The 21,746-nt window shown below is 56.7% G+C and carries 21 protein-coding genes and 3 tRNA genes; 5 read left to right on the top strand and 19 right to left on the bottom strand.

Annotated elements, in window-relative coordinates; translation table 11 throughout:
- Nucleotides 1-67: 67 nt before the first annotated feature.
- From YBN1229_RS12925 to YBN1229_RS12850, 16 genes are all read right to left on the bottom strand, one after another.
- Entirely contained in the window at nt 68-1,258 is a 1,191-nt protein-coding gene (locus tag YBN1229_RS12925) for an NADH-quinone oxidoreductase subunit D (protein WP_046478926.1), read from the bottom strand.
- A gap of 9 nt (nt 1,259-1,267) precedes the next feature.
- On the bottom strand, nt 1,268-1,726 hold the full coding sequence (locus YBN1229_RS12920; protein WP_046480590.1) for a GFA family protein: 459 nt from the start codon (nt 1,724-1,726) through the stop codon (nt 1,268-1,270).
- Nucleotides 1,727-1,752: 26 nt separating this feature from the next.
- The gene (locus tag YBN1229_RS12915; RefSeq protein WP_046478927.1) at nt 1,753-2,202 is read right to left on the bottom strand and encodes a thioesterase family protein; all 450 of its coding nucleotides are present in this window, start codon (nt 2,200-2,202) and stop codon (nt 1,753-1,755) included.
- A gap of 5 nt (nt 2,203-2,207) precedes the next feature.
- On the bottom strand, nt 2,208-2,828 hold the full coding sequence (locus YBN1229_RS12910; protein WP_046480592.1) for an NADH-quinone oxidoreductase subunit C: 621 nt from the start codon (nt 2,826-2,828) through the stop codon (nt 2,208-2,210).
- A gap of 63 nt (nt 2,829-2,891) precedes the next feature.
- A complete protein-coding gene (locus YBN1229_RS12905) occupies nt 2,892-3,467 on the bottom strand; it encodes a NuoB/complex I 20 kDa subunit family protein (protein ID WP_046478930.1) in 576 nt (191 codons plus the stop codon).
- Entirely contained in the window at nt 3,458-3,823 is a 366-nt protein-coding gene (locus YBN1229_RS12900; protein WP_046478933.1) for an NADH-quinone oxidoreductase subunit A, read from the bottom strand. The genes YBN1229_RS12905 and YBN1229_RS12900 overlap by 10 nt, the downstream gene beginning before the upstream one ends.
- Nucleotides 3,824-4,121: 298 nt before the next feature.
- A tRNA-Asp gene (locus YBN1229_RS12895) sits at nt 4,122-4,198 on the bottom strand.
- A gap of 104 nt (nt 4,199-4,302) precedes the next feature.
- Nucleotides 4,303-4,500, bottom strand: coding sequence for a hypothetical protein (locus tag YBN1229_RS12890; RefSeq protein WP_046478935.1), 198 nt, complete (start codon nt 4,498-4,500; stop codon nt 4,303-4,305).
- 375 nt (nt 4,501-4,875) lie between these two features.
- Nucleotides 4,876-4,950: transfer RNA gene (locus tag YBN1229_RS12885), tRNA-Val, on the bottom strand.
- A 187-nt stretch (nt 4,951-5,137) separates the two neighbouring features.
- Complete coding sequence (locus YBN1229_RS12880; protein ID WP_046480594.1) at nt 5,138-5,410, bottom strand: HU family DNA-binding protein; 273 nt, start codon at nt 5,408-5,410, stop codon at nt 5,138-5,140.
- A 267-nt stretch (nt 5,411-5,677) separates the two neighbouring features.
- The gene (gene lon / locus YBN1229_RS12875; protein WP_046478938.1) at nt 5,678-8,107 is read right to left on the bottom strand and encodes an endopeptidase La; all 2,430 of its coding nucleotides are present in this window, start codon (nt 8,105-8,107) and stop codon (nt 5,678-5,680) included.
- Between the two features lie 350 nt (nt 8,108-8,457).
- Nucleotides 8,458-9,711 (bottom strand): ATP-dependent Clp protease ATP-binding subunit ClpX, encoded by a 1,254-nt coding sequence (gene clpX, locus YBN1229_RS12870; RefSeq protein ID WP_046478941.1) that lies wholly within the window; start codon nt 9,709-9,711, stop codon nt 8,458-8,460.
- Between the two features lie 491 nt (nt 9,712-10,202).
- The gene (locus YBN1229_RS12865) at nt 10,203-10,850 is read right to left on the bottom strand and encodes an ATP-dependent Clp protease proteolytic subunit (RefSeq protein ID WP_046478944.1); all 648 of its coding nucleotides are present in this window, start codon (nt 10,848-10,850) and stop codon (nt 10,203-10,205) included.
- A gap of 212 nt (nt 10,851-11,062) precedes the next feature.
- Entirely contained in the window at nt 11,063-12,421 is a 1,359-nt protein-coding gene (gene tig, locus YBN1229_RS12860) for a trigger factor (protein ID WP_046478948.1), read from the bottom strand.
- Between the two features lie 135 nt (nt 12,422-12,556).
- Nucleotides 12,557-12,641: transfer RNA gene (locus YBN1229_RS12855), tRNA-Leu, on the bottom strand.
- 300 nt (nt 12,642-12,941) lie between these two features.
- The gene (locus tag YBN1229_RS12850) at nt 12,942-13,769 is read right to left on the bottom strand and encodes an outer membrane protein (RefSeq protein WP_046478951.1); all 828 of its coding nucleotides are present in this window, start codon (nt 13,767-13,769) and stop codon (nt 12,942-12,944) included.
- Between the two features lie 242 nt (nt 13,770-14,011).
- On the opposite strand from YBN1229_RS12850, the gene YBN1229_RS12845 reads away from it, so the two are divergent.
- Together YBN1229_RS12845 and sseA are read left to right on the top strand one after the other, a co-directional pair.
- On the top strand, nt 14,012-15,061 hold the full coding sequence (locus tag YBN1229_RS12845; protein ID WP_046478953.1) for a cysteine synthase A: 1,050 nt from the start codon (nt 14,012-14,014) through the stop codon (nt 15,059-15,061).
- A gap of 79 nt (nt 15,062-15,140) precedes the next feature.
- Nucleotides 15,141-16,001 carry a 3-mercaptopyruvate sulfurtransferase gene (sseA, locus tag YBN1229_RS12840; RefSeq protein WP_082101132.1) on the top strand — a complete coding sequence of 287 codons (861 nt, stop codon included), beginning with the start codon at nt 15,141-15,143 and terminating at the stop codon, nt 15,999-16,001.
- Between the two features lie 28 nt (nt 16,002-16,029).
- Here sseA and YBN1229_RS12835 read toward each other — a convergent pair whose 3' ends face one another.
- Both YBN1229_RS12835 and YBN1229_RS12830 read right to left on the bottom strand, forming a co-directional pair.
- Nucleotides 16,030-16,911, bottom strand: coding sequence for a lysophospholipid acyltransferase family protein (locus tag YBN1229_RS12835; RefSeq protein WP_076605342.1), 882 nt, complete (start codon nt 16,909-16,911; stop codon nt 16,030-16,032).
- Nucleotides 16,912-17,061: 150 nt separating this feature from the next.
- Nucleotides 17,062-17,985 (bottom strand): pirin family protein, encoded by a 924-nt coding sequence (locus tag YBN1229_RS12830; RefSeq protein WP_046478956.1) that lies wholly within the window; start codon nt 17,983-17,985, stop codon nt 17,062-17,064.
- A gap of 504 nt (nt 17,986-18,489) precedes the next feature.
- On the opposite strand from YBN1229_RS12830, the gene YBN1229_RS12825 reads away from it, so the two are divergent.
- The 3 genes from YBN1229_RS12825 (at nt 18,490) to YBN1229_RS12815 (ending at nt 20,800) form a co-directional block, all read left to right on the top strand.
- Nucleotides 18,490-19,347 carry a class I SAM-dependent methyltransferase gene (locus tag YBN1229_RS12825; RefSeq protein WP_046478958.1) on the top strand — a complete coding sequence of 286 codons (858 nt, stop codon included), beginning with the start codon at nt 18,490-18,492 and terminating at the stop codon, nt 19,345-19,347.
- The gene (locus YBN1229_RS12820) at nt 19,344-20,180 is read left to right on the top strand and encodes an SAM-dependent methyltransferase (protein WP_046478960.1); all 837 of its coding nucleotides are present in this window, start codon (nt 19,344-19,346) and stop codon (nt 20,178-20,180) included. Before YBN1229_RS12825 ends, YBN1229_RS12820 begins: the two co-directional genes overlap by 4 nt.
- 203 nt (nt 20,181-20,383) lie before the next feature.
- On the top strand, nt 20,384-20,800 hold the full coding sequence (locus tag YBN1229_RS12815; protein WP_052743922.1) for a response regulator: 417 nt from the start codon (nt 20,384-20,386) through the stop codon (nt 20,798-20,800).
- On the opposite strand, the gene YBN1229_RS12810 is transcribed toward YBN1229_RS12815, so the two are convergent.
- Entirely contained in the window at nt 20,797-21,501 is a 705-nt protein-coding gene (locus YBN1229_RS12810) for a cytochrome b/b6 domain-containing protein (RefSeq protein WP_052743921.1), read from the bottom strand. The genes YBN1229_RS12815 and YBN1229_RS12810 overlap by 4 nt on opposite strands.
- Between the last annotated feature and the right edge of the window lie 245 nt (nt 21,502-21,746).

Genomic DNA, 21,746 nt, shown 5'->3' with positions numbered 1-21,746 from the left:
CACGTGTGCCGGGTGAAGGATGGCGGAAGAGCAGGGCGTGCGCAATGCTGGCCCCGCCCTACATCTGCTAACGGTCGATTTCGCCGAAGACGATGTCGAGAGAGCCCAGAATGGCCGATACGTCTGCAAGCATATGGCCTCGGTTCATGAAATCCATGGCCGCCAGATGCGGGAAGCCCGGCGCCCGGATTTTGCAGCGATAGGGCTTATTGGACCCATCTGACACGAGATACACGCCGAACTCGCCCTTCGGAGCTTCGACGCAGGCGTAGACCTCGCCTTCGGGTACACGATGACCTTCGGTGTAGAGCTTGAAGTGATGGATGAGGGCTTCCATCGAGCGCTTCATTTCCGGGCGCTTAGGCGGCACCACCTTTTTGTCATCGGCGACATGCGGCCCAGCCCCTTCGGGCGAACGCAGTTTCTCGCAGGCTTGCTTCATGATGCGCACCGACTCGTGCATCTCGCGCATGCGGATCAGATAGCGGTCGTAACAATCGCCGTTTTTGCCTACGGGAATGTCGAAGTCGAATTCCTCATAGCGCTCGTACGGCTGGGATTTGCGTAGGTCCCACGCTGCGCCGGACCCGCGTACCATTACGCCTGAGAAGCCGCGATCGAAGCAATCGTCCAGGTCCACGACGCCAATATCTACGTTCCGCTGCTTGAAGATCCGGTTGTCTGTCAGCAGGCCTTCGATATCGTCGCAGACCTTCAGGAACGGATCACACCAATCGTAGATATCGTCGATCAACTCTGGCGGCAGATCCTGGTGAACCCCGCCGATCCGGAAGTATTTTGCGTGCATACGGCTGCCCGAAGCTCGCTCATAAAACACCATCAACTTTTCGCGCTCTTCAAAGCCCCAAAGTGGAGGCGTCAGCGCACCGACGTCCATGGCCTGTGTTGTGACGTTCAGGAGATGGGACAGGATGCGGCCGATCTCCGAATACAGGACGCGGATGTAGCTCGCGCGCGGAGGAATGGTGAGTTCAAGGAGGCGTTCGGCCGCGAGGCAGAAGGCGTGCTCCTGATTCATCGGGGCAACATAGTCAAGGCGATCGAAATACCCGATCGCCTGAAGGTACGTCTTATGCTCGATCAGCTTTTCGGTACCGCGATGCAAGAGTCCGATATGCGGGTCAACGCGCTCGACTACTTCGCCGTCCAGCTCCAGAACGAGCCGGAGCACGCCGTGCGCGGCAGGGTGCTGCGGACCAAAGTTGATGTTGAATTGGCGCAGTTCGGTTTCAGCCATTTATGCGTCTCAATCGTTTGTTGCGTCGCCGGTGAATAGCGCGAAAAGCTCTGCGCCGGTCATCTTTTCGGTGTCGTCGGCGAACTCATAATAGGGAGGCTTTTGGTCGATAAAGACTTCGGTCTTGAAAACCAAGCCTTCATCCGAGTCGAGCGCGCCGACAGAAATGACAGCGTGGCTACCGTCCTGAGTGCGCCAAAACAGCGAAGCCCCGCAATCGCGGCAAAAACCGCGTTCTCCCCAGTCGGACGAGCGGTAGACGCCGAGGCTTGCTTCGCCCGACGTAATCTCGATCGGCCTGCTCGTATCGACACCGAGGAACGGGCCGGCCGCCCAGCGCCGGCACATAACGCAGTGGCACGTGCCAATTTCCAGCTTGCCTATATGCGCTTTGAATTGCACTGCGCCACAAAGGCACCGCCCCGTTTTTTCAACATCTGGCGCTGTGCTTGCTTCCGTTCCGCTCATGGATCTTATCCACTCCGCTTCGCCGTTCATTCCTTCACGGGCGCCAGTGGCGCGACGCCTGCGGCTTTCGCCTTCTTACCCAGAATCGCCTCGAAGCGATTCCAGGCCATAACGATGCGTTCGTGCCGCCCCTCGCCGATCGTCTCGATTCCGTCGTGGGCACGAACATAAAAGCCAATACGGCGGCCTTGTATCGACGTGCACTCCGCATCCACCGTGACCGTCTGGCCGGGCAGCGTCGCAGCAGAATGCGACACGTCGATGTGAACCCCCAAGCTTCCCTCGCCTTCGTCCAGATGATCGGCAAGAACTTTCATGCAAGTCCATTCCATCAGGCCGACCATGAAACCCGTGGCGAAGACCGCTGGCATTGCGGAGAACTCTTTCGCTTCCGGATAAAGGCCCGGAACGGTTTTCGATGCCGGCACCTCGTAGGCAAACTGAACCCGATCGCCGACCTTCAATGTGTCCCGCATCGATACTAGCTCTTATTGCCAGGCGCTTGGCTGGCTTTTTCGTCTCCGGGAAGGATGTACTCCGTGCCTTCCCAAGGGCTCTCGAAATCGAATGCGCGAAATTCCTGAGTGAGCTTCACAGGCTCATAAACGACGCGCTTCTTGGAGTCGTCGTAACGGACCTCGACATACCCTGTCAGCGGGAAATCCTTGCGCATCGGATATCCCTGGAAGCCGTAATCCGTCAGTAGACGGCGCAGGTCTGGATGGCCTGAAAACAGGATGCCATACATGTCGTAAGCTTCGCGCTCGTACCAGTCCGCGTTGGAGAATACTTCTACTGCGCTTAGAACAGGTGTTGTCTCATTGACCTCAAGCTTGACGCGGATGCGCTGATTATTGCGCGGCGACAGCAGATGGTAGACGACGTCAAAGCGGTTAGCGCGCGCTGGCCAGTCCACGCCGCAGATATCGATCAACACTTCGAAACGGCAGCGGGCATCGTCGCGCAGAAACTTGAGGACACGCAGGATGTGCTCACGCGCGATATTGATCGTGAGTTCGCCGTAAGCGACGTTCGTACTCAAAAGCGCGGTTACCATCTTGGAGTTCAGGTAATCGCCCAGATCGTCGTTGGTTTCGTCCATTTTCATCCGCACTTCTCAGATGTCGTCGGTCGCATGGTCGTCGTCGACGACTAGTTTTAGCAACTAGCGCGCGATCGTACCCGTGCGCCTAATCTTTCGTTGCAGCAGCAGGATACCGTAGACCAGCGCCTCGGCTGTCGGTGGACACCCGGGAACATAAATATCCACAGGTACAATCCGATCGCAGCCACGCACGACGGCATAAGAGTAGTGATAGTAGCCACCGCCGTTTGCGCATGACCCCATGGAAATGACGTAACGCGGCTCAGGCATCTGATCGTACACTTTGCGAAGTGCCGGCGCCATTTTGTTGGTCAGCGTGCCAGCAACGATCATCACGTCGGACTGTCGCGGCGAAGCGCGAGGGGCGAAGCCAAAGCGCTCTACGTCATAACGCGGCATCGATGCCTGCATCATTTCGACCGCACAGCAGGCCAGCCCGAACGTCATCCACATCAGCGAGCCTGTACGTGCCCAGTTAATCAGATCGTCCGTGCTCGTGACGAGGAAACCTTTGTCCGCCAGCTCATTGTTGATGTCGGTGAAAAAAGGATCTGCTGCACGCTCGACGGTGGTTGCTCCGCCTGCGCCTTCGCGCGGCGTATCACGGACGAACTCAGGAGGCAGGATCAATCCCATTCCAGGGCTCCCTTCTTCCATTCGTAAATGAAGCCGATCGTGAGAACGGCGAGGAAGATGATCATCGACCAGAAGCCGAACAGCCCGATGTCGCGGAAGGCCGCCGCCCACGGGAACAGAAAGGCGATCTCAAGGTCGAAAATGATGAACAGCAGACAGACGAGGTAAAACCGGACGTCGAACTTCATGCGGGCGTCATCGAACGCATCAAATCCGCATTCGTAAGCCGAAACCTTTTCCGGGTCCGGATTGCGCACCGCGATGATGAAGGGCGCGATCATCATAGCTAACGCGATCGCGAGTGCGACAGCCAGGAACACCGCAATTGGAAGATATTCGAGCAAGAGCTGCGTCATGAAGTCAGATCCCTTTGCCGCATTTGGCCTCGTCCAGCCGGGATACGGCGGCGTCCCAGCTTTTAGACCGGGCTAGGATGGTCGAAGCGGCTACGGCCGTTCGCCTGTTCGATCAGGTGTTAGCTTAGCCTTCAGGCCCGCGCAACTGCGCCAGCGAGGGTGCGCCTATTCTTTTAACGTGGAGGCCTCTTGTGCTGGGGACAAGACCGGCGAGGTTATCCGCGGCACAGTAGACGTCACCCCCCTCAAATTAGGGGGCGCGCATCACATCAAAAATGGGCTGAAGTGAAAGAAAGGATGGCGCGAGAGACGGGACTTGAACCCGCGGCCTCCGGCGTGACAGGCCGGCGCTCTAACCAACTGAGCTACTCCCGCAATCCTTGCGCTCGGCATCTCGTTGATGCCTGCGTTGCAGAGCGCTGGATGTACGTGTTCGTGACGCTTAAGTCAAGCGGGAGAAACCGCCTTTTCACACACGTTCAAGCAGCGTCGCGTTCTGCTTTTAAACTGGCGAGATCGCTGGCGCGCAAAAGGGAATCGACGTTAGCGCGGACTTTGCGCAATTCTGCGACCAATGCGTCAGCCTTGGTGTCGAGTTCGCGCTTATCGTTCGCCTTTGAAACGAGATCGAGGGTGCGTCGCTGTGCCATCGACGTATCTGCGATTGCGTTGCTCATGAGAACGTCTCCTGATCTTTACCCTGGTCGCTGTATAGGTCGCCACCATGCCAACGCCGCCACACCACACACAGTGGCAATCCTGTCTTGTCCACCTCTCAAGTGATTCGGTGGAGAGATCGTGGCGGGCTCTTTGACGTGGCGTAAACTCCCCACGGCAGGTTCCACGGGATAGCATAGGCAACGCGCAAAACCTGTTACCTCAGGAACAACATTGGGAAACTATTGGTTCCGTGCGTGCGCTCAGAGAGCGGGGATAAAGCTCACCGATTGATTCGCTCGTAGAGGGCCCCAGGCCGCTGTCAGATCGACAGAGCGTGAGGAGCCGCAAATCGGGCCCCTGCGGGGAAGAAGAGCATAGCTTAATCGGAAGAATGGTGGGCGGTGAGAGGGTCGAACTCCCGACATCCTCGGTGTAAACGAGGCGCTCTACCACTGAGCTAACCGCCCACAACATGAGCCGCAGACATTAGCGGGCTGAAGCCAGCCGCGCAATGAGGGCGAATTGCCGCTTATACGAACGATGCGACAAGAAATCGATTTTGTGTCCCGCTCCTATGAGGTGGAGGGACACGAAAGAGGGGCGTAGTGCGCCCCTCTTCATTATGTACTCTCAGCAAATGCCGAGCACCTGCTCTTAGTTGAGCAGATCCTTCAGGCCCTTCGAAGGGGTGAACTTGGCCACCTTCGAAGCCTTGATCTTGATGGTCTCGCCGGTAAGCGGATTGCGGCCGTCGCGAGCCGCGCGCTTTGTTACCTTGAAGGTTCCAAAATCAGGGATGCGTACCTCTTCGCCCTTCTTCATTGACGACTTGATGTGCGAAAGCATCGCGTCGACAGCCGAGCCCGCCTTCTCCTTGGTCAAATCACATTCTTTGGCGATGGCGTCGATGAGGTCTTTCTTGCTCATTGCTTTCCAATCCCTTGATTCACGCTGCACCCGAATTGCGATCAGGACATTACCGATGACTTCGCCTGGTGCTTCTTGATCTGTACGTGACAGAGGTCGCAAAAAGCGCTGAAAATAGGCGGTCGTCAAGAGGTAATACACGCTGAAAAGCCCGAAAATACAGGGAAAATCGCCTGACAAGGTGTATAGGACGACATAAAGACGCCGCCCGAGGCAATCCAGGGGCGGCGTCCTTGACTTTATGGCACGGTTGGTGCTGGCGTCAGGTCAGTGCGCAACCGGACGTTCGTCCGTGCTATCAGTGCCTTTTTCGGCCACCGCAGCGGCCTGCTGGGCATCCTCATCCCACGTGATCGGCTCAGGCATGCGATCGAGCGCCTGCTTCAGCACTTCTTCGACTCTTGAGACCGGGACGATTTCAAGTTTCGTCTTAATCTCATCGGATATGTCAGCGAGATCTTTGACGTTTTCCTCTGGGATCAGGACTTTCTTGATGCCGCCGCGCAGCGCTGCCAGGAGCTTTTCCTTCAGACCACCGATCGGCAGCACGCGACCACGGAGCGTGATTTCGCCGGTCATAGCCACATCCTTGCGGACAGGAATCTGTGACAACACGGAGACAATCGCCGTCACCATCGCAACACCAGCAGATGGACCATCTTTCGGCGTCGCACCTTCCGGCACGTGTACGTGGATATCGAACTTTTCAAAGATCTTCGGAGAGATTCCGAAATCGACCGAACGCGACCGCACGTAGGCGTTCGCGGCCTGAATCGATTCTTTCATCACATCGCGCAGGTTGCCCGTGACGCTCATCTTGCCTTTACCGGGCATACGGATGCCTTCGATGGTCAAGAGCTCGCCGCCGACTTCTGTCCAGGCCAGTCCCGTGACGATACCGATCTGATCTTCGAGTTCGGCCTGGCCATAACGGTACTTGGTCACACCCAGGTAATCGCCGACGTTCTCTTCCGTCACCGTTACCGAGGTATTTGACGATGTCAGGATCTCCTTCACCGCCTTGCGGGCCAGCTTAGCTAGTTCCCGCTCCAAGGAACGAACCCCAGCTTCGCGGGTGTAACGACGGATGATCTCGAGCAACGCGCTATCTTCGACAATCCACTCGCCTTCTTCCAGCCCGTGAGACTGACGCTGCTGCGGCAGCAAGTGCCGCTTGGCGATTTGCAGCTTCTCGTCCTCGGTGTAGCCGGCGAGACGAATGATCTCCATACGGTCCATAAGAGCCGGTGGAATATTCAGCGTGTTGGCCGTCGTGACGAACATCACATTCGAGAGATCGTAGTCGACCTCAAGATAGTGATCGTTGAACGAAGCGTTCTGCTCGGGATCAAGAACCTCAAGCAATGCCGCTGCCGGATCGCCGCGGAAATCAGAACCCATCTTGTCGATCTCGTCGAGCAGGAAGAGCGGGTTGGTCCGCTTCGCCTTGCGCATCGACTGGATGACCTTCCCCGGCATCGAGCCGATGTAGGTCCGACGGTGACCGCGAATCTCAGCTTCGTCGCGAACACCACCGAGGCTCATGCGAACGAATTCGCGTCCGGTCGCATTCGCAATCGATTTGCCAAGCGAGGTCTTACCGACACCCGGGGGACCAACGAGGCACAGAATCGGGCCCTTGAGTTTGTTTGTGCGGTTTTGGACGGCGAGATATTCAAGGATGCGTTCCTTGACCTTCTCCAGTCCGTAGTGTTCCGCATCAAGGATCGACTCGGCTTCGTTGAGGTCTTTCTTTACCTTGCCCTTGACGCCCCAGGGGATCGACAACAACCAGTCCAGGTAGTTGCGGACGACGGTTGCCTCAGCGGACATCGGGCTCATTTGCTTGAGCTTCTTCAACTCAGCGAGCGCCTTGTCGCGGGCTTCCTTCGACAGCTTGGTGTTTTCGATCTTCTCCTCGAACTCAGCGATATCATCGCGTTCGTCCGTGTCGCCGAGCTCCTTCTGAATGGCTTTCATCTGCTCATTCAGATAGTACTCGCGCTGCGTCTTCTCCATCTGACGCTTGACGCGCGAGCGGATCTTCTTCTCGACCTGGAGAACGGAGATTTCGCTTTCCATCAAGGTGTAGACGCGCTCAAGGCGCTCGGAGATCGTCGTGACCTCGAGAACCTCCTGCTTGTCGGAGATCTTGATCGCTAGGTGTGACGCAATCGTATCGGCCAGCTTCGAGTAGTCCTCGATCTGGCTAATCGTGCCGAGCACCTCTGGCGAAATCTTCTTGTTGAGTTTCACGTACTGCTCGAACTGGGACACTGTCGAGCGTGCGAGAGCTTCAATCTCCTCTTCGGCGCCGACTTCCTCTTCGACGCGCTCGATTTCAGCTTCGTAATATTCGGCGTTCTCCGTGAATCGCTTGATGCGCGCACGCGTCGTGCCTTCGACCAACACCTTAACGGTGCCGTCGGGCAACTTCAGCAGCTGCAGCACAGAGGCGAGGGTGCCCATTTCATAGATTGCGTCGGATGCCGGATCATCATCGCCAGCGTTCTTTTGGGACGCCAAGAGGATATGCTTGTCGCTGCGCATCACCTCTTCGAGGGCGCTAATCGACTTCTCGCGGCCAACGAACAGCGGCACGATCATGTAGGGGAAGACCACGATGTCGCGCAACGGCAGGACCGGATACAGCTCCGTGCCGTGCTCGGGGGACCGTGTCTCGTTAGTTTCGCTCATTCTATCACCTGTCCATCAAAGTCGAGCACCGAAGGGCATTCGACTGGAGTTTGCAGTCCCTTGCGACCAAGGCCGGCGCCCCTTGATAAAAGGCAGCGATGCCTCGTCAGTCTTGGACTGCTTTCGGAGGTCACTTTAACATCTTCGCGTACTCATACGATACCGCTTGCGGTACCCCGCCCGACTTGAGCGAGCCATCGTATCACTTTTGGTAACCTTAGCACGCACAGCCGACGTGATGTGGTGGCTCACCAGATCAGATCAAGTCTGCACCGACGCTGTCTGTCGTTGCTCTGCGACGTGCCGATATTGTGCATCAGCAACGCCGCAGAACAATTTTCTGATCGCGATCAGGACGCAGTGGAGCCCTTTTCTTCGGCGCGGTCAGCGTAGATACGCAACGGACGCGCGCCGCCCTCGACAACCTCCGGACCTATTACAATCTCTTCGACACCCTTCAGCGCTGGCAAATCATACATTGTGTCGAGAAGAATGCCTTCCATGATGGATCTCAATCCACGGGCACCAGTCTTGCGCTCGATCGCTTTCCGGGCAATTGAACGTAGAGCCTCGTTGGTGATGTTGAGATTGACATCTTCCATCTCAAACAGCCGTTGATACTGCTTGACGAGCGCGTTCTTGGGCTCGGCAAGGATCTGCACCAAGGCGTCCTCGTCCAAGTCCTCGAGTGTTGCGATCACAGGCAGACGACCGATGAATTCGGGGATGAGGCCGAACTTCAGGAGATCTTCCGGCTCGACCTCACGGAGGACTTCACCGGTACGACGCTCCTCGGAACTGCGCATCTTCGCGCCAAAGCCGATAGACGATCCTTTCCCGCGGCCAGAAATGATTTTCTCTAGGCCCGCGAACGCACCGCCGCAGATGAAAAGTATGTTGGTCGTGTCAACCTGCAGGAATTCCTGCTGGGGATGCTTGCGTCCCCCCTGTGGTGGCACGGATGCAACCGTCCCTTCCATGATCTTCAGCAGCGCCTGCTGAACGCCTTCGCCTGACACGTCGCGTGTAATCGAAGGATTGTCAGACTTGCGCGAGATCTTGTCGACCTCGTCGATATAGACGATGCCGCGCTGTGCGCGTTCGACGTTGTAGTCAGCGTTCTGCAGGAGCTTGAGAATGATGTTTTCGACGTCTTCGCCGACATAGCCGGCTTCGGTAAGCGTCGTGGCATCAGCCATCGTGAAGGGCACGTCGAGAATACGCGCCAGCGTTTGCGCCAGCAGCGTCTTACCGCAGCCTGTCGGACCGACCAGCAGGATGTTCGACTTGGCGAGCTCGACGTCATTGTTCTTGGACGCGTGATTGAGACGCTTGTAGTGGTTGTGGACCGCAACAGAGAGCACACGCTTAGCGTGATACTGGCCAATGACGTAAGAGTCCAGAACCTCACAGATTTCCTGTGGTGTTGGAACGCCGTCACGCGACTTTACGAGGGTGTTCTTGTTTTCCTCGCGGATGATATCCATGCAGAGTTCAACGCATTCATCGCAGATGAACACGGTTGGCCCGGCAATCAGTTTTCGAACCTCGTGCTGGCTCTTTCCGCAGAAGGAGCAATAAAGGGTGTTCTTCTCGTTCGCCATTCTCTTATCTCACCCGTAGTCGAGGAACGCGATCTGCGCGCCTTAGCCAGTTTCGGTCTGTTATCGGCCGCCCAGCGATCTGGGGGACGAGGCCTTTGAGAAGGCACGGGATCCGAATAAGCCGATCTGAGCACGCTACCCCAGCGCAGATCAAGATTGGATTAACGGCCCGTACACCACCTTGGCCCGCATGAAGACCAGATTGCCACAAAACTGTGACGTCGAACGCCTAACATAGGCAGGTTGTAAGCCGCTTGTAATGCTTCGTCCCCAGCCTAATCGAAAAATTGCTGAAAACGGGCGTCTAGCTGCCAATAACCCTACCGCCACGTAGGCATGGTTGTCCGACAAGGCGACGGCAATAGGGCTTCTAAGCGTCAAAGCAGCGAAATATCCGCAAATGAGATCCTAAGTATCTCTTGCGCCGTCATTTATCTTTGAAAAACCGGCGCGGCTGAATCGCCGCGCCTAGAGCACAAACTATAGCGCGCTCAGCTTTCCTTTGGAGTTGAATCTTCTGTCTCCACGTCAGCGCGTTTCGTTAATACTTGATCAACGAGACCAAATTCCATCGCTTGCTCCGCAGTCATAAAGTAGTCGCGATCAAGCGTTTTCTCAATTACCTCGTAGGGTTGAGATGTATGCTTGACGTACACTTCATTCAATCGACGCTTCATCTTGATGATATCTTCAGCGTGGCGTTCAATATCTGAAGCCTGACCCTGGAAGCCGCCGGAGGGTTGATGCACCATGATGCGCGCATTGGAGAGCGCGTAGCGCATGCCCTTATCCCCAGCGCACAGCAGGAGCGAGCCCATAGAGGCCGCTTGACCGATACAAAGAGTCGCGATCGGCGGACGGATGAACTGCATGGTATCGTAGATCGCCATGCCGGCCGTGACCACGCCACCGGGCGAATTGATGTACATAGAAATCTCTTTGGTCGGGTTCTCCGATTCGCAATACAGCAGCTGCATGCAGATGGATGCAGCCATGTGGTCTTCGATCGGTCCGGTCACAAAGATGATGCGTTCTTTAAGCAGGCGGGAGGGCAGATCGTAGCCGCGCTCGCCGCGATTGGTCTGCTCGACGACCATCGGCCAAAAGGTATTCGTCAACGTTGCGATGGGGTCGCGCATGGGGTCGTTTCTCCTGCTTATCGAACGGGCGGGCGCCCGAAATGGGCTATCGGTGGGCGGACGGTAAGACGTCCAGTCATGTTGTCATGGAGCCAGAATCGTCCGCCGCACGCAATCTGCCTGTTTCATCACCCGACGCCAATGCCGGGCGAGCCGGATATCACCCGCCGGTCGTGGAATATGGGGAATTAAGCCTGCCCAACAAGGACACCTTAAGACTGAACCGCCTCGTCCTCATCGGGCTTTAACAGCTCTTCCTTGGTGACAACCTTCTCGGTTGGCTTCGCCAACTCCAAGATATAGTCGACGACCTTGTCCTCAAACAGAGGGGCACGAAGTTCGTTCAAAGCGCCGGGCGTCTTTTCGTAATATTCGTAGACGAACTTTTCCTGACCGGGATAGCGGCGGGCCTGCTCCATGAGAGCCTTGCGCAATTCGTCCGACGTGACGTCAATTTTGTTCTTGTCGCCAATCTCGCCGATTACCAGACCAAGCCGCACGCGACGTTCGGCGATGGCGCGGTATTCCTTGCGCACTTCCTCCTCGGGCTTTCCCTCATCCTCGAACGTCTTGCCTTCCTGTTCGAGGTTGCGGGTCAGCTGCCCCCAGATCATGTCGAATTCGCGATCCACCATTGAGGGTGGAAGCTCAAACTCGTGGGCTTTTTCAAGTTGATCGAGAAGTTTCCGCTTAAGCTTCAAGCGCGAGGCCTCGCCGAATTCGCTCGTGATGCGCTCACGCAGCAGCTCTTTCAGCTTTGCCAAGTCTTCGATGCCCAACGTCTGGGCAAATTCGTCACTGGCTTCGGGTTGCTTAGGCTTGGAAACCTTGTTGACCTTGACCTCGAACTCAGCAGCCTTACCGGCCAGATGGGTCGCCGGATAATCCTCTGGGAACGAGATATTCAAGGTCGGCGTGTCACCTGCCTTCGCCCCTGTCAGCCCTTCCTCGAAGCCGGGGATGAACTGGGCCTGTCCAAGGACGAGATCAACACCTTCTGCCGATCCACCTTCAAATGCTTCGCCGTCGATCTTACCGACGAAATCGATGTTGATCTGATCGCCTGCGGATGCAGCACGACCCTCTTCCTCTTCATAAGCGACATTACGCTCAAGAAGCTGGCCAAGCGCATCCTCGATGTCCGCATCAACCACCTCAGCGACCGGCCGCTCAAGCTGCAACTTTGCAAGATCGGTCACCTGAATATCCGGAATGACCTCGAAGGTCATCGAATAGGCGAGATCAGCCTCACCGTTGATGATCTTCTCGATTTCCTGCTGGTCTTCAGTCAACGCGATAGCTGGCTGGAATGCAGGGCGCTCCTCGCGATCCTTCAGTGCCTTGACGCTGGTTTCCTTGACCGCCTCTTCCAGGACTTCGGCCATCACCGCCTTGCCATACACCTTCTTCAGATGTGCGACGGGGACCTTGCCCTTGCGAAACCCCTTGAGGTTCACGCGATCCTTCATGGCGCTCAAGCGGGCGCTGAAGCGCTCGTTAAGCTCATCGACGCCAACGACCACCTGAAGCTCGCGCTTCAATCCTTCCGAACTGGTTTCCGTGACCTGCATTGATAATTCTTACCTACGATCAATTTCGATTGTCATGCGACAGCGTAAAGCCACCTTCAGCGCAAATGCAGCGGCTCGCAACGAGCAGGTTGCAGCCTCGGTGACGCGAAATCGGATTGCGGTCGCGGGTCATGTTGGTGCGGGCGGAGGGACTTGAACCCCCACAGCCGAAGCCACCAGAACCTAAATCTGGCGTGTCTACCAATTCCACCACGCCCGCATTCGACATCGGCCCGAGAAGGCAAGGGCGCGTTCCAATTACGCCAGTAACAGGCTCTCGCGCCGCGGTCCAGTCCTAAGGTCCGGCGGCGGAGCGCTCGCGCGCATCCCGGGAGTTCACAGGACAAGCATATATCGGGTGTTTCGCAATAAGATCAATCGCAAATCAATCAGTTGCTTCAGCACTTTCTGCAAGCGCGACAAAACAGACTCTTGGTCACAGAAAAAGAGGCCGAACCCTATTAGGAGTTCGACCTCATCTATCCCACGGTCGGCTGCACGAAGCTTGCCCTCCAGGGCACTACTTCATTGCATATTGGCAGCAGTTATCGCGGCCACCAAAATGGTAGCGCAGACCAACCTTGATTTCATGAGCATACAGATCGTCGATGTAGACTCGCGGATTCACGTAACCAGCATTGTCGAGATATCCCGACTTGGCTTGCCCCAGGTCGATGAAACGGTAGCCGAAGTCCAGAATCATGCGGTCGGAGATCTGGTAGCCGACACCTGCCATCACGGCCCATGCAAACGAAGTTTTACTGGCACCGTCGATGGTATTCACCAAGTTTGGATTCTCGGTGAAGTATGCGTACCCCGTCTTATTGAAACTAACGCCGATGCCTGCGCCGACATAAGGCACAAAGCCATAATAACGACCGAGGTCGTAGAAGGCATTGAACATTAATGTGTGGGATTCGACGTTGGTGTGCAGAGGATCCTCGTCGAGGGGTATCGGATCCCAGAGACCTGGCTCGCCATCAATGTCGCGCTTGCCTCGATAACTGTACGTGAACTCGCCACGAAGCCCTCGCGAACCAGAGCCGCAGCCGACACCGACCTCGCCCAGCCACGTGTTCTCCATAGAGACGTTGGTGACATCGTCGGTTATGAATTCGCCTGTGACATCGTCAGTGACCAGCCAGTTGACCTGCGGCGTTTGCGAGATGGAGTAGCCCGCATCAGCGCGCAAATAACAAGGACCTGCAGGCCGATGCACGACCGGCATCGGAGCGATATAGCCGTCCTTTAAGGAACCACCTAGATCGGCGGCGTTTGCCGGGACGCACAGCACAGCAAAAACCGCCACGGCCGCCGAACCTAGCGCCGCTTTCACGACTGAATACATCGAATACCCCTCCTGCGCAGGCACACTGACTTGGCCGCCCGCCACCCTCTCGTTTGCATATTGACATTAGGGAGGAGGGGTTAAACGGCAGTTAAGTGTTGTTTCGCTCCGCGACAGCGCGCCTTGGAAACCAGCTTCATGCCGGTTGCAGGCAGCAAGGGTCGGCTTTACTTTGTGCGCCCAACCTAGAACGACATAAGGGCGCCGCTGAGCGCTTCACACGACTTTGGAGGGCGCTTCTCTTGAATTTCAAAGCCAGCATTGTCGATGCGGTCGGCAAAACGCCTCTCATCAAGTTGCGCCGAGCCTCGGAGATGACGGGCTCTACGATCCTGGGCAAAGCCGAGTTTATGAACCCGGGCCAGTCAGTTAAAGATCGTGCCGCGCTTTATATCATCCGAAACGCTGTTAGCTCAGGCGCCCTTAAGCCAGGAGGCGTGATCGTTGAGGGTACAGCGGGTAACACTGGCATCGGACTAACGGTCCTCGCCAATGCCATGGGCTTTCGTTCGGTCATCGTCATTCCCGAAACGCAATCCCAGGAGAAGAAGGACACGCTACGCCTGCTGGGAGCGCAACTCGTAGAAGTGCCGGCGGTCCCTTACAAGAATCCCAACAACTATGTGAAGTATTCACAACGGCTCGCCGCCGCCCTCAATGAGCGCGAAGCGGCAGGTGCGATCTGGGCCAACCAGTTCGACAACGTCGCCAATCGCCAAGCGCATATTGAGACCACGGCAGAAGAGATTTGGGCCGACACGGATGGCGAGGTCGATGGCTTCATCTGCGCAGTGGGGTCCGGCGGTACACTTGGTGGTGTGTCTCTTGGGCTCAAGGCGAAGAACAACGCCATCACCATCGGACTTGCTGATCCACCGGGCGCGGCGCTCTTCAGCTACTACTCGAGCGGTGAATTGAAGGCAGAAGGCTCATCGATCACCGAGGGTATCGGACAAGGTCGGATTACAGCCAACCTGGAAAATGTCGTCGTCGACAAGGCCTACCAGATCCCCGATGCGGACGCCGTTTCGACGGTCTTCCAGCTCCTTCAGGAAGAGGGGCTTTGCCTCGGAGCGTCCTCGGGCGTCAATGTCGCCGGGGCCGTTCGGCTGGCGCAGGACATGGGCCCCGGTCATACCATTGTGACCGTTCTGTGCGACTACGGCACACGGTATCAGTCGAAACTGTTCAATCCAGAATTCCTACGCGGAAAGGGCCTACCGGTGCCACCTTGGCTCGATGGCAAACAGGCTGACGTTCCGGATGTGACGGAAACCGTGGCCAACTCGTAAGCCTTTTCGTTCCTATCGTTTCTGACCTAGCCGGCCACCCCTCAACCGTTGCCGGAAGATAAAAATTGGGAGGATCGCGGTGTCGATCGAAGCCAGTAAGTGGATTGTCGAGACAGATTGGCTGGCGGAGCATCTGGACGCTCCAGATCTCGTAATTTTTGACGGCTCGTGGCATCTGCCAACGCAGAACCGCGATGCAAAGGCTGAATTCGAGGCCGAACACATCCCAGGTGCGCTGTTTTTCGATATCGACGAGATCGCGGATGACGCGACCGACCTACCCCATATGTTGCCCGATCCAGCCAAGTTCGCGAGCCGCATGAAGCAAGCCGGAGCGGGCGATGGTGTCAGGGTCGTCGTCTACGATTCCGTCGGGCTTGTTTCTGCACCGCGTGTGTGGTGGATGCTCCGCGCGATGGGGCATGAGGAAGTTGCCGTCCTCAACGGTGGCCTGCCGAAGTGGAAAGCAGAGTCTCGCCCCCTTGAGGATGGCCCCGCGCAGGTCCGAACGGCGCGTCACTTCACCCCGCGCGTCAATGCAAATCTCATCCGCGATATCGACGACATGCGCGCGATGCTTACTACGCCTAACGCACAAGTTGTGGATGCTCGTCCCGCGGCGCGTTTTGAGGGGCGACAAGCGGAACCCCGCGCAGGCCTTAGGTCCGGGCATATGCCAGGCGCTCGGAACGTACCATTCAATCAGGTCCTCAACTCTGACGGGACGTTGAAATCACCGGAAGAGATCCGGGCGATTTTTTCCGGGGCTGGGATCGATGCCGTGCGCCCCGTTGTTACGACCTGTGGGTCGGGTGTCACGGCCGCTGTGCTGGCGTTAGCGCTCGCCATATCCGGCAACCCCGACGCGTCCGTCTATGATGGGAGTTGGGCGGAGTGGGGACAGGACAACGGCTTACCGGTTGCCACTGGGCCTGCTTGACTACACCGGCCCGTGGGACTTTCCCTCGTCAGTCCCATGCATATCTGATCCGGCTCCCGAGCGGCGGAGGCTTTAGATCTTCGTCGCTCAAGTTTTCGGCTCCCGGTCGCAGACGCTGCACCATCAGATAGAGTTCATCGTTGAGCGCTTTGCGGTCCTCGCGATGTTTTAGTTCGTTGAAAGGCGTCACCGCACCAACGCGTGCGGTATAGGGCTTACCTGGGAAATTTCGGAATTCTGAAACCAACAACGACAGACGCAGCGTCAAACTGAAACGGCTGACGGCATGAAACAGCGCTGAATTCTGCCCCTCGAAGTAAACCGGCAGGACCGCCGCTTCGGCTAACTGAACAAGGCGCGCAGCGAACGTCTTCCAAGGCAATTCTTGGGCCCGTCCGAATGGGTTTGGAGCAGTCGCAACACCGCCGGCCGGAAAGATTATAATGGTGGTGCCTTCCTTGAGCAGGCGACGCGCCTCCGCCCTTGAGCGCAGGTTCATCTCGGTCGCTTCGCGCGTCTCTGAAAAATCGATCGGCAGAGAATATGGCCGTATCTCCGGGACCTTCAGCAGATCGTTGTTTATCAGCACACGATATGGCCGCCCGAGTTGCTCCGCCAGGGACAATGCCACCATGCCGTCGCCGATCCCGAAGGGGTGGTTCGCAATCATGACCAACGGCATCCCGTCGGAGATTTTCGGCGGCCACGGCCACTTCGATTCTATACGCAGATCGACGTCAATCAGCTTAAGGCAGTCCCCCATAATCTGATGTGACGTGCCGACAACTTCCTGGCGCCACTTTTGATACAGCGGCAGATAGCGTTGACGACCTGAGAGATCTTCAATCGCCCCAATTGTCCAGCGCTTCCAGGCAGGATCGCCGGGTGAAACGTAGCTCAGTTCGCGCATCGGCTCATGACAGCTCTCGTTACCGGCCCTTTTGTTGGCCTTCCGCACATGTTTCCGTGCGCACGTGCGCACGGCATGCACGTTCACAAACTATCATGGCGTGACGTGATCAAGCCAGAGGGGCATCCTCTGGAAAACCGGAGCGGCAGATCAGGGCCACTCGGGCAAGGGGATAAACTCCTTCTCGTCGCCAGGAACGGGAGCGAAATTTCCTGTTTTCCAATCCGACTTCGCCGCTTCTATCCGGTCCTTGGAAGAAGAGACGAAATTCCACCATATATGACGCGGACCATCCATCGGCTCGCCGCCAAGCATGATCACGCGCGCTTGGCTTAACGCGAGGACAGAAACCCTATCGCCGGGATGAAGTACGAGAAGCCTACCAGGGCCGAAGACGTCGCCGGCGATGTCGATTTCACCTGAAGCGATATAAATCGCTCGCTCATCGTACTCAGGATCGATGGGCAGGATGGCGCCAGGAGCCATCACCGCTTCGGCATAGAGCGATGGGTGCGGAAATTCTGCCGGGGACGTTTCGCCGTATAGCGCGCCCATGACGAGTCGGACGCGTTTGCCGTCCCCCTCTATCCGCGGGAGCTCATCGAGCCCGTGATGCGCAAATTGCGGTGCTTTTTCCTCATGCGCTTTAGGGAGAGCCGCCCAGGCCTGTATCCCGAAGATGCGCCCTCCCACACGGCGATCTGTCTCGCTAGTCCGTTCGGAGTGAGCAATTCCACTCCCTGCGATCATCAGATTCAACTCGCCAGGACGAATTGCCTGCTCTGTTCCCAGGCTGTCGCGGTGAAGGATCTGGCCGTCGAACAAGAAGGTCACGGTCGCCAGACCGATGTGGGGATGCGGCCGAACGTCGAGTCCCTCGCCCAGCAGGAACTCTGAAGGTCCCATCTGGTCGAAAAATATGAAAGGGCCGACCATCTGGCGACCTGCAGCAGGCAACGCGCGCCGGACTTCAAACCCGCCAATGTCGCGGGCTCGGGGCACGATCACTTGTTCAATGAGATCACATGCACGCGCGTCGCCTAACTTAGGATCGTCGCAGGGTTGCCAGCTCATGGGGCGTTTCCTCGCTTGCGGGGGGTGCTTTTGAAACGTGCATGCGCCACCGAGGGGGCCTGTAGATCTTAAAGTAGATGATCCGTGCGAGACAGCCCGCCAGCGGCCGCAACCAATCACAAAATGGGTAGGCCATTCACTGCACTGCGCAATCGGATGGATGCGGAAAAACTGACTTGTGACGGCAAGATAGCGGTATTTTTCCGTGCAGATTTCAAGCGTCGCGAGATCCGCATTTCCAAATTATTTCGATGATACTGTTGAGTCATTCGGCTCATGCGTTTACAAGAAGCCAGTCTCCGATTGGCGTTCGCCTTATATCGGGACAGCACGCCACGCCATCTCGGCATTGCGCCTGCGCACATGTATTTGCATCATTCAACAGCTAATCTTTGACTTTTTGTAAGTCTTAATGCGCGCGCGATCCGAAATACATATGAACAACACGATTGTACGGGTAGATATACTTTTGCGCGTCAATCTCTTTCAAAATGGGAGTCGAGAATGACCGTAGCGAATACCGATCAGGAGGGGAAACTCCGTACAAGCTCACAGGCAGCTCAGGATTTTGGAGATGACCCTCTGGCGGTGCGCGAAACCAGCCACTACCAGATGGAGTACGTGGAATCTTTCGTCGACAAATGGGACGCGCTGATCGATTGGGACCGGCGCGCGAAAGCAGAAGGCGAGTTCTTCATCGAAAAATTGCGGGACCTCGGCGCCAAGAAGGTGCTCGACGTCGCGACTGGGACTGGGTTTCACTCGGTCATGCTTCTCAAGGCTGGCTTTGAAGTCACCAGCGTCGATGGCAATGAGGAGATGCTTGCCAAGGCGTTTTCCAACGCACGCGACCACGGTCATATGCTGCGCACGATCCACGCGGACTGGCGATGGCTAAACCGGCATGTGCACGACCTTTACGACGCCGTCATCTGCCTGGGTAACTCCTTCACGCACCTGCATAAAGATAACGACCGGCGCAAGGCACTTGCTGAGTTCTATGCGACTCTACGTGCCGAAGGGACCCTCGTCCTAGACCAGCGCAACTATGATGCGCTTCTCGATCACGACGTCGAGCCGACACACAACTACTACTACTGTGGCCAGGACGTTCGCGCTTTCCCCGAGCACATCGACGAGAGCCTCGCCCGCTTCTGTTACGAATTCAACGATGGCGCGCAATTCCACCTCAACATGTTCCCGCTACGCAAAGCGTACGTTCAGAGGCTCATGAAAGAGGTCGGCTTCCAACGCGTGTCGACGTATGGGGACTTCCAGGAGACTTTCCGCGAAAAGGAACCAGACTTTTTCATTCATGTGGCTGAGAAGGCCTACCGCGACCTCGAGGATGACAACGCGTGACACAGGCTTATTCAGAAACCGTGCAGACGGCGCGGGAATACTACAACAGCGAAGATGCCGATAACTTTTACTTCCACGTGTGGGGCGGGGAAGACATCCATATCGGCCTCTACGAACGTGAGGACGAGCCGATTGGCGTCGCCAGCCGACGGACGGTTGAACGGATGGCGGATCACTTGCCTCCGCTCAATGCTAATTCGCGGATTCTCGACATCGGATCGGGCTATGGTGGCGCCGCGCGCTATCTTGCTGAACGGTTTGGCTGCAACGTCACTGCGCTCAATCTTTCAGAGAAAGAGAATGAGCGGAACCGGGAAATGTCGCAGGCAGCCGGACTGGCCTCGCGCATTACCGTGGTCGACGGATCCTTCGAGGATATCCCGCTGGAAGACGCCAGCGTCGATGCCGTCTGGTCACAAGACGCCATTCTGCACTCGGGTCAACGGGAACGCGTTATTGCCGAAGTCGCACGCGTCCTGAAACCAGGGGGGCACTTTATCTTCACGGATCCCATGGAGAGCGGACGGTGCTCGCAAGGCGACCTGGAGCCTGTTCTTGCGCGCATCCATCTCGACACGTTGGGATCGCCGGATTTCTATAAGAAGACCGCCATCGCAAACGGTCTTGAATTCGTCGAGTGGCTCGATAAGACGGATCAATTGATCCGTCACTATTCGCGCGTTCGCGAGGAACTCCTGTCGCAACGGGCGATTCTCACGAAGGGCATCTCAGAGACCTACATCGACCGAATGGCGACTGGTTTGTCGAACTGGGTCACTGCTGGACAACGTGGCTGTCTGGCGTGGGGTATCCTGCACTTCAAAAAGTCCTAAGGCTTATGTCTGCACTTTAAGACATTGAGTTTGAAGTGAACTTTCAGAGCCCGGTGACACCTGTCACCGGGCTCTTTGCGTTTCTATCCGACTTTTCTCGGGGCCTCCCTTTAGCAGTGGACAGCTTTGCGCAAGTCCTTTCTGGCACCCAATCTAGCCTAGTCGGTACGGCGTTGTGCTCACCTAGCAGGGGTTATCGAAACGTGACTGCGCAATCTGTGTCCGTGCTCATCGTCGAAGATCGTATCGTTATGCAGAAAATACTCTGCAGACTTTTGGCTCAGCTCGGCTTTAAACGTATCGATACAGCGCTGAATGGCCAACTCGCGCTGAACCTCGTCTCCAGCAAGCACTACGATCTCATATTGTCAGATTGGAATATGGACGAGATGAATGGCCTCGAACTCTTAAAGGCCGTTCGACAAAACAAAAAGAGCGCAGACACACCCTTCGTTCTCATTACGGCCGAAGCAAAGTCAGCCAACATCCAAGCAGCCGAACTCGCCGGTGCCAACGGTTACCTGATCAAGCCATTCAAGCTGATCCAGCTGCAGAAGACGATTGAACAGATCCTGGGTCCGATTGATCTTCCGGATGAGTCCTACGCCCCCACCGCCTAGATCAGGCGCCCACCTAACGCCCATATCGCCCCGAACACCATCATCGATGCCGCAATGAGCAGCAGAACGGCCTTTAGCGCCAGATGTGACGTGATGCCCACTGAGGCATCAGCATAGTCGCGGCGCGGCTTGCGGCCGGTAATCATCGCTGTAATCAGCGGCTCTCGCTTGAAGAGCTGGTAGATCAGATTTGCCCCGATGTGCAGAAGGATCAGCGGCAGAATCAGTCCCGTAAAGGACCAACGGTGCCATCGTGAGATATCCTTGACCGTGCCACTCCCAACCAAGCGGTACAGCGGGCCTGCGGTGAGATCGTTGTGTTCGACAGTGAAAAGACCAAGCACTGCCTGTATCGCTACGATGCAAAGCAATCCGATGACCATCAACGCTCCGAGTGGGTTGTGGCCGAGGTAAGGCTGTGCCTTCCCGAACAGCGTGTCCCGTGCATGTGCCATGGCGCCAGCAATGCTGGGGATAAAGTTCCCGAAGCGGGATGTCGATGAACCAAACACGCCCCAAAGCAAGCGCCAGACGATGAGAACCAGGATCGCGTAGCCGTTCCAGCGGTGCCACTTCAGAAGTGGATCACCAAGCGCTTCGGCGTACTCGAAACTCACCCAAGCGCTGATTATCAGAATGACGAGTGTCCAATGGAAGACTCTGGTCGGCCAGTCCCAGACCGCTACGTATTCCTGCTTCACGTTCCGTTTCCCTCCAGACATCATGCACGAGTAAACGCACTCAGGGGTTCGCACCCGTCGCGATGCTGTCGTTGACAGCCGCATACAGGGGTCAGATTGCCCCTTCGACGACATCACGTTGGATTGCGGAGATCCTCCCCGATCGTCACACTGCGCTCGGACCTCAATAACCCCCGACGCGCAATATGAGCACGCTTCCTGCCCCTCTCAACTGCGCAATCCATGTCCTGCCAAAAGACTGACAG

It is taken from the genome of Candidatus Filomicrobium marinum, from assembly GCF_000981545.1.
GTDB classification, from domain to species: Bacteria; Pseudomonadota; Alphaproteobacteria; order Rhizobiales; family Hyphomicrobiaceae; genus Filomicrobium; species Filomicrobium insigne.
The sequence above is the reverse complement of the archived record's forward strand: the minus strand, read 5'-3'. Positions and strand labels throughout refer to the sequence as shown.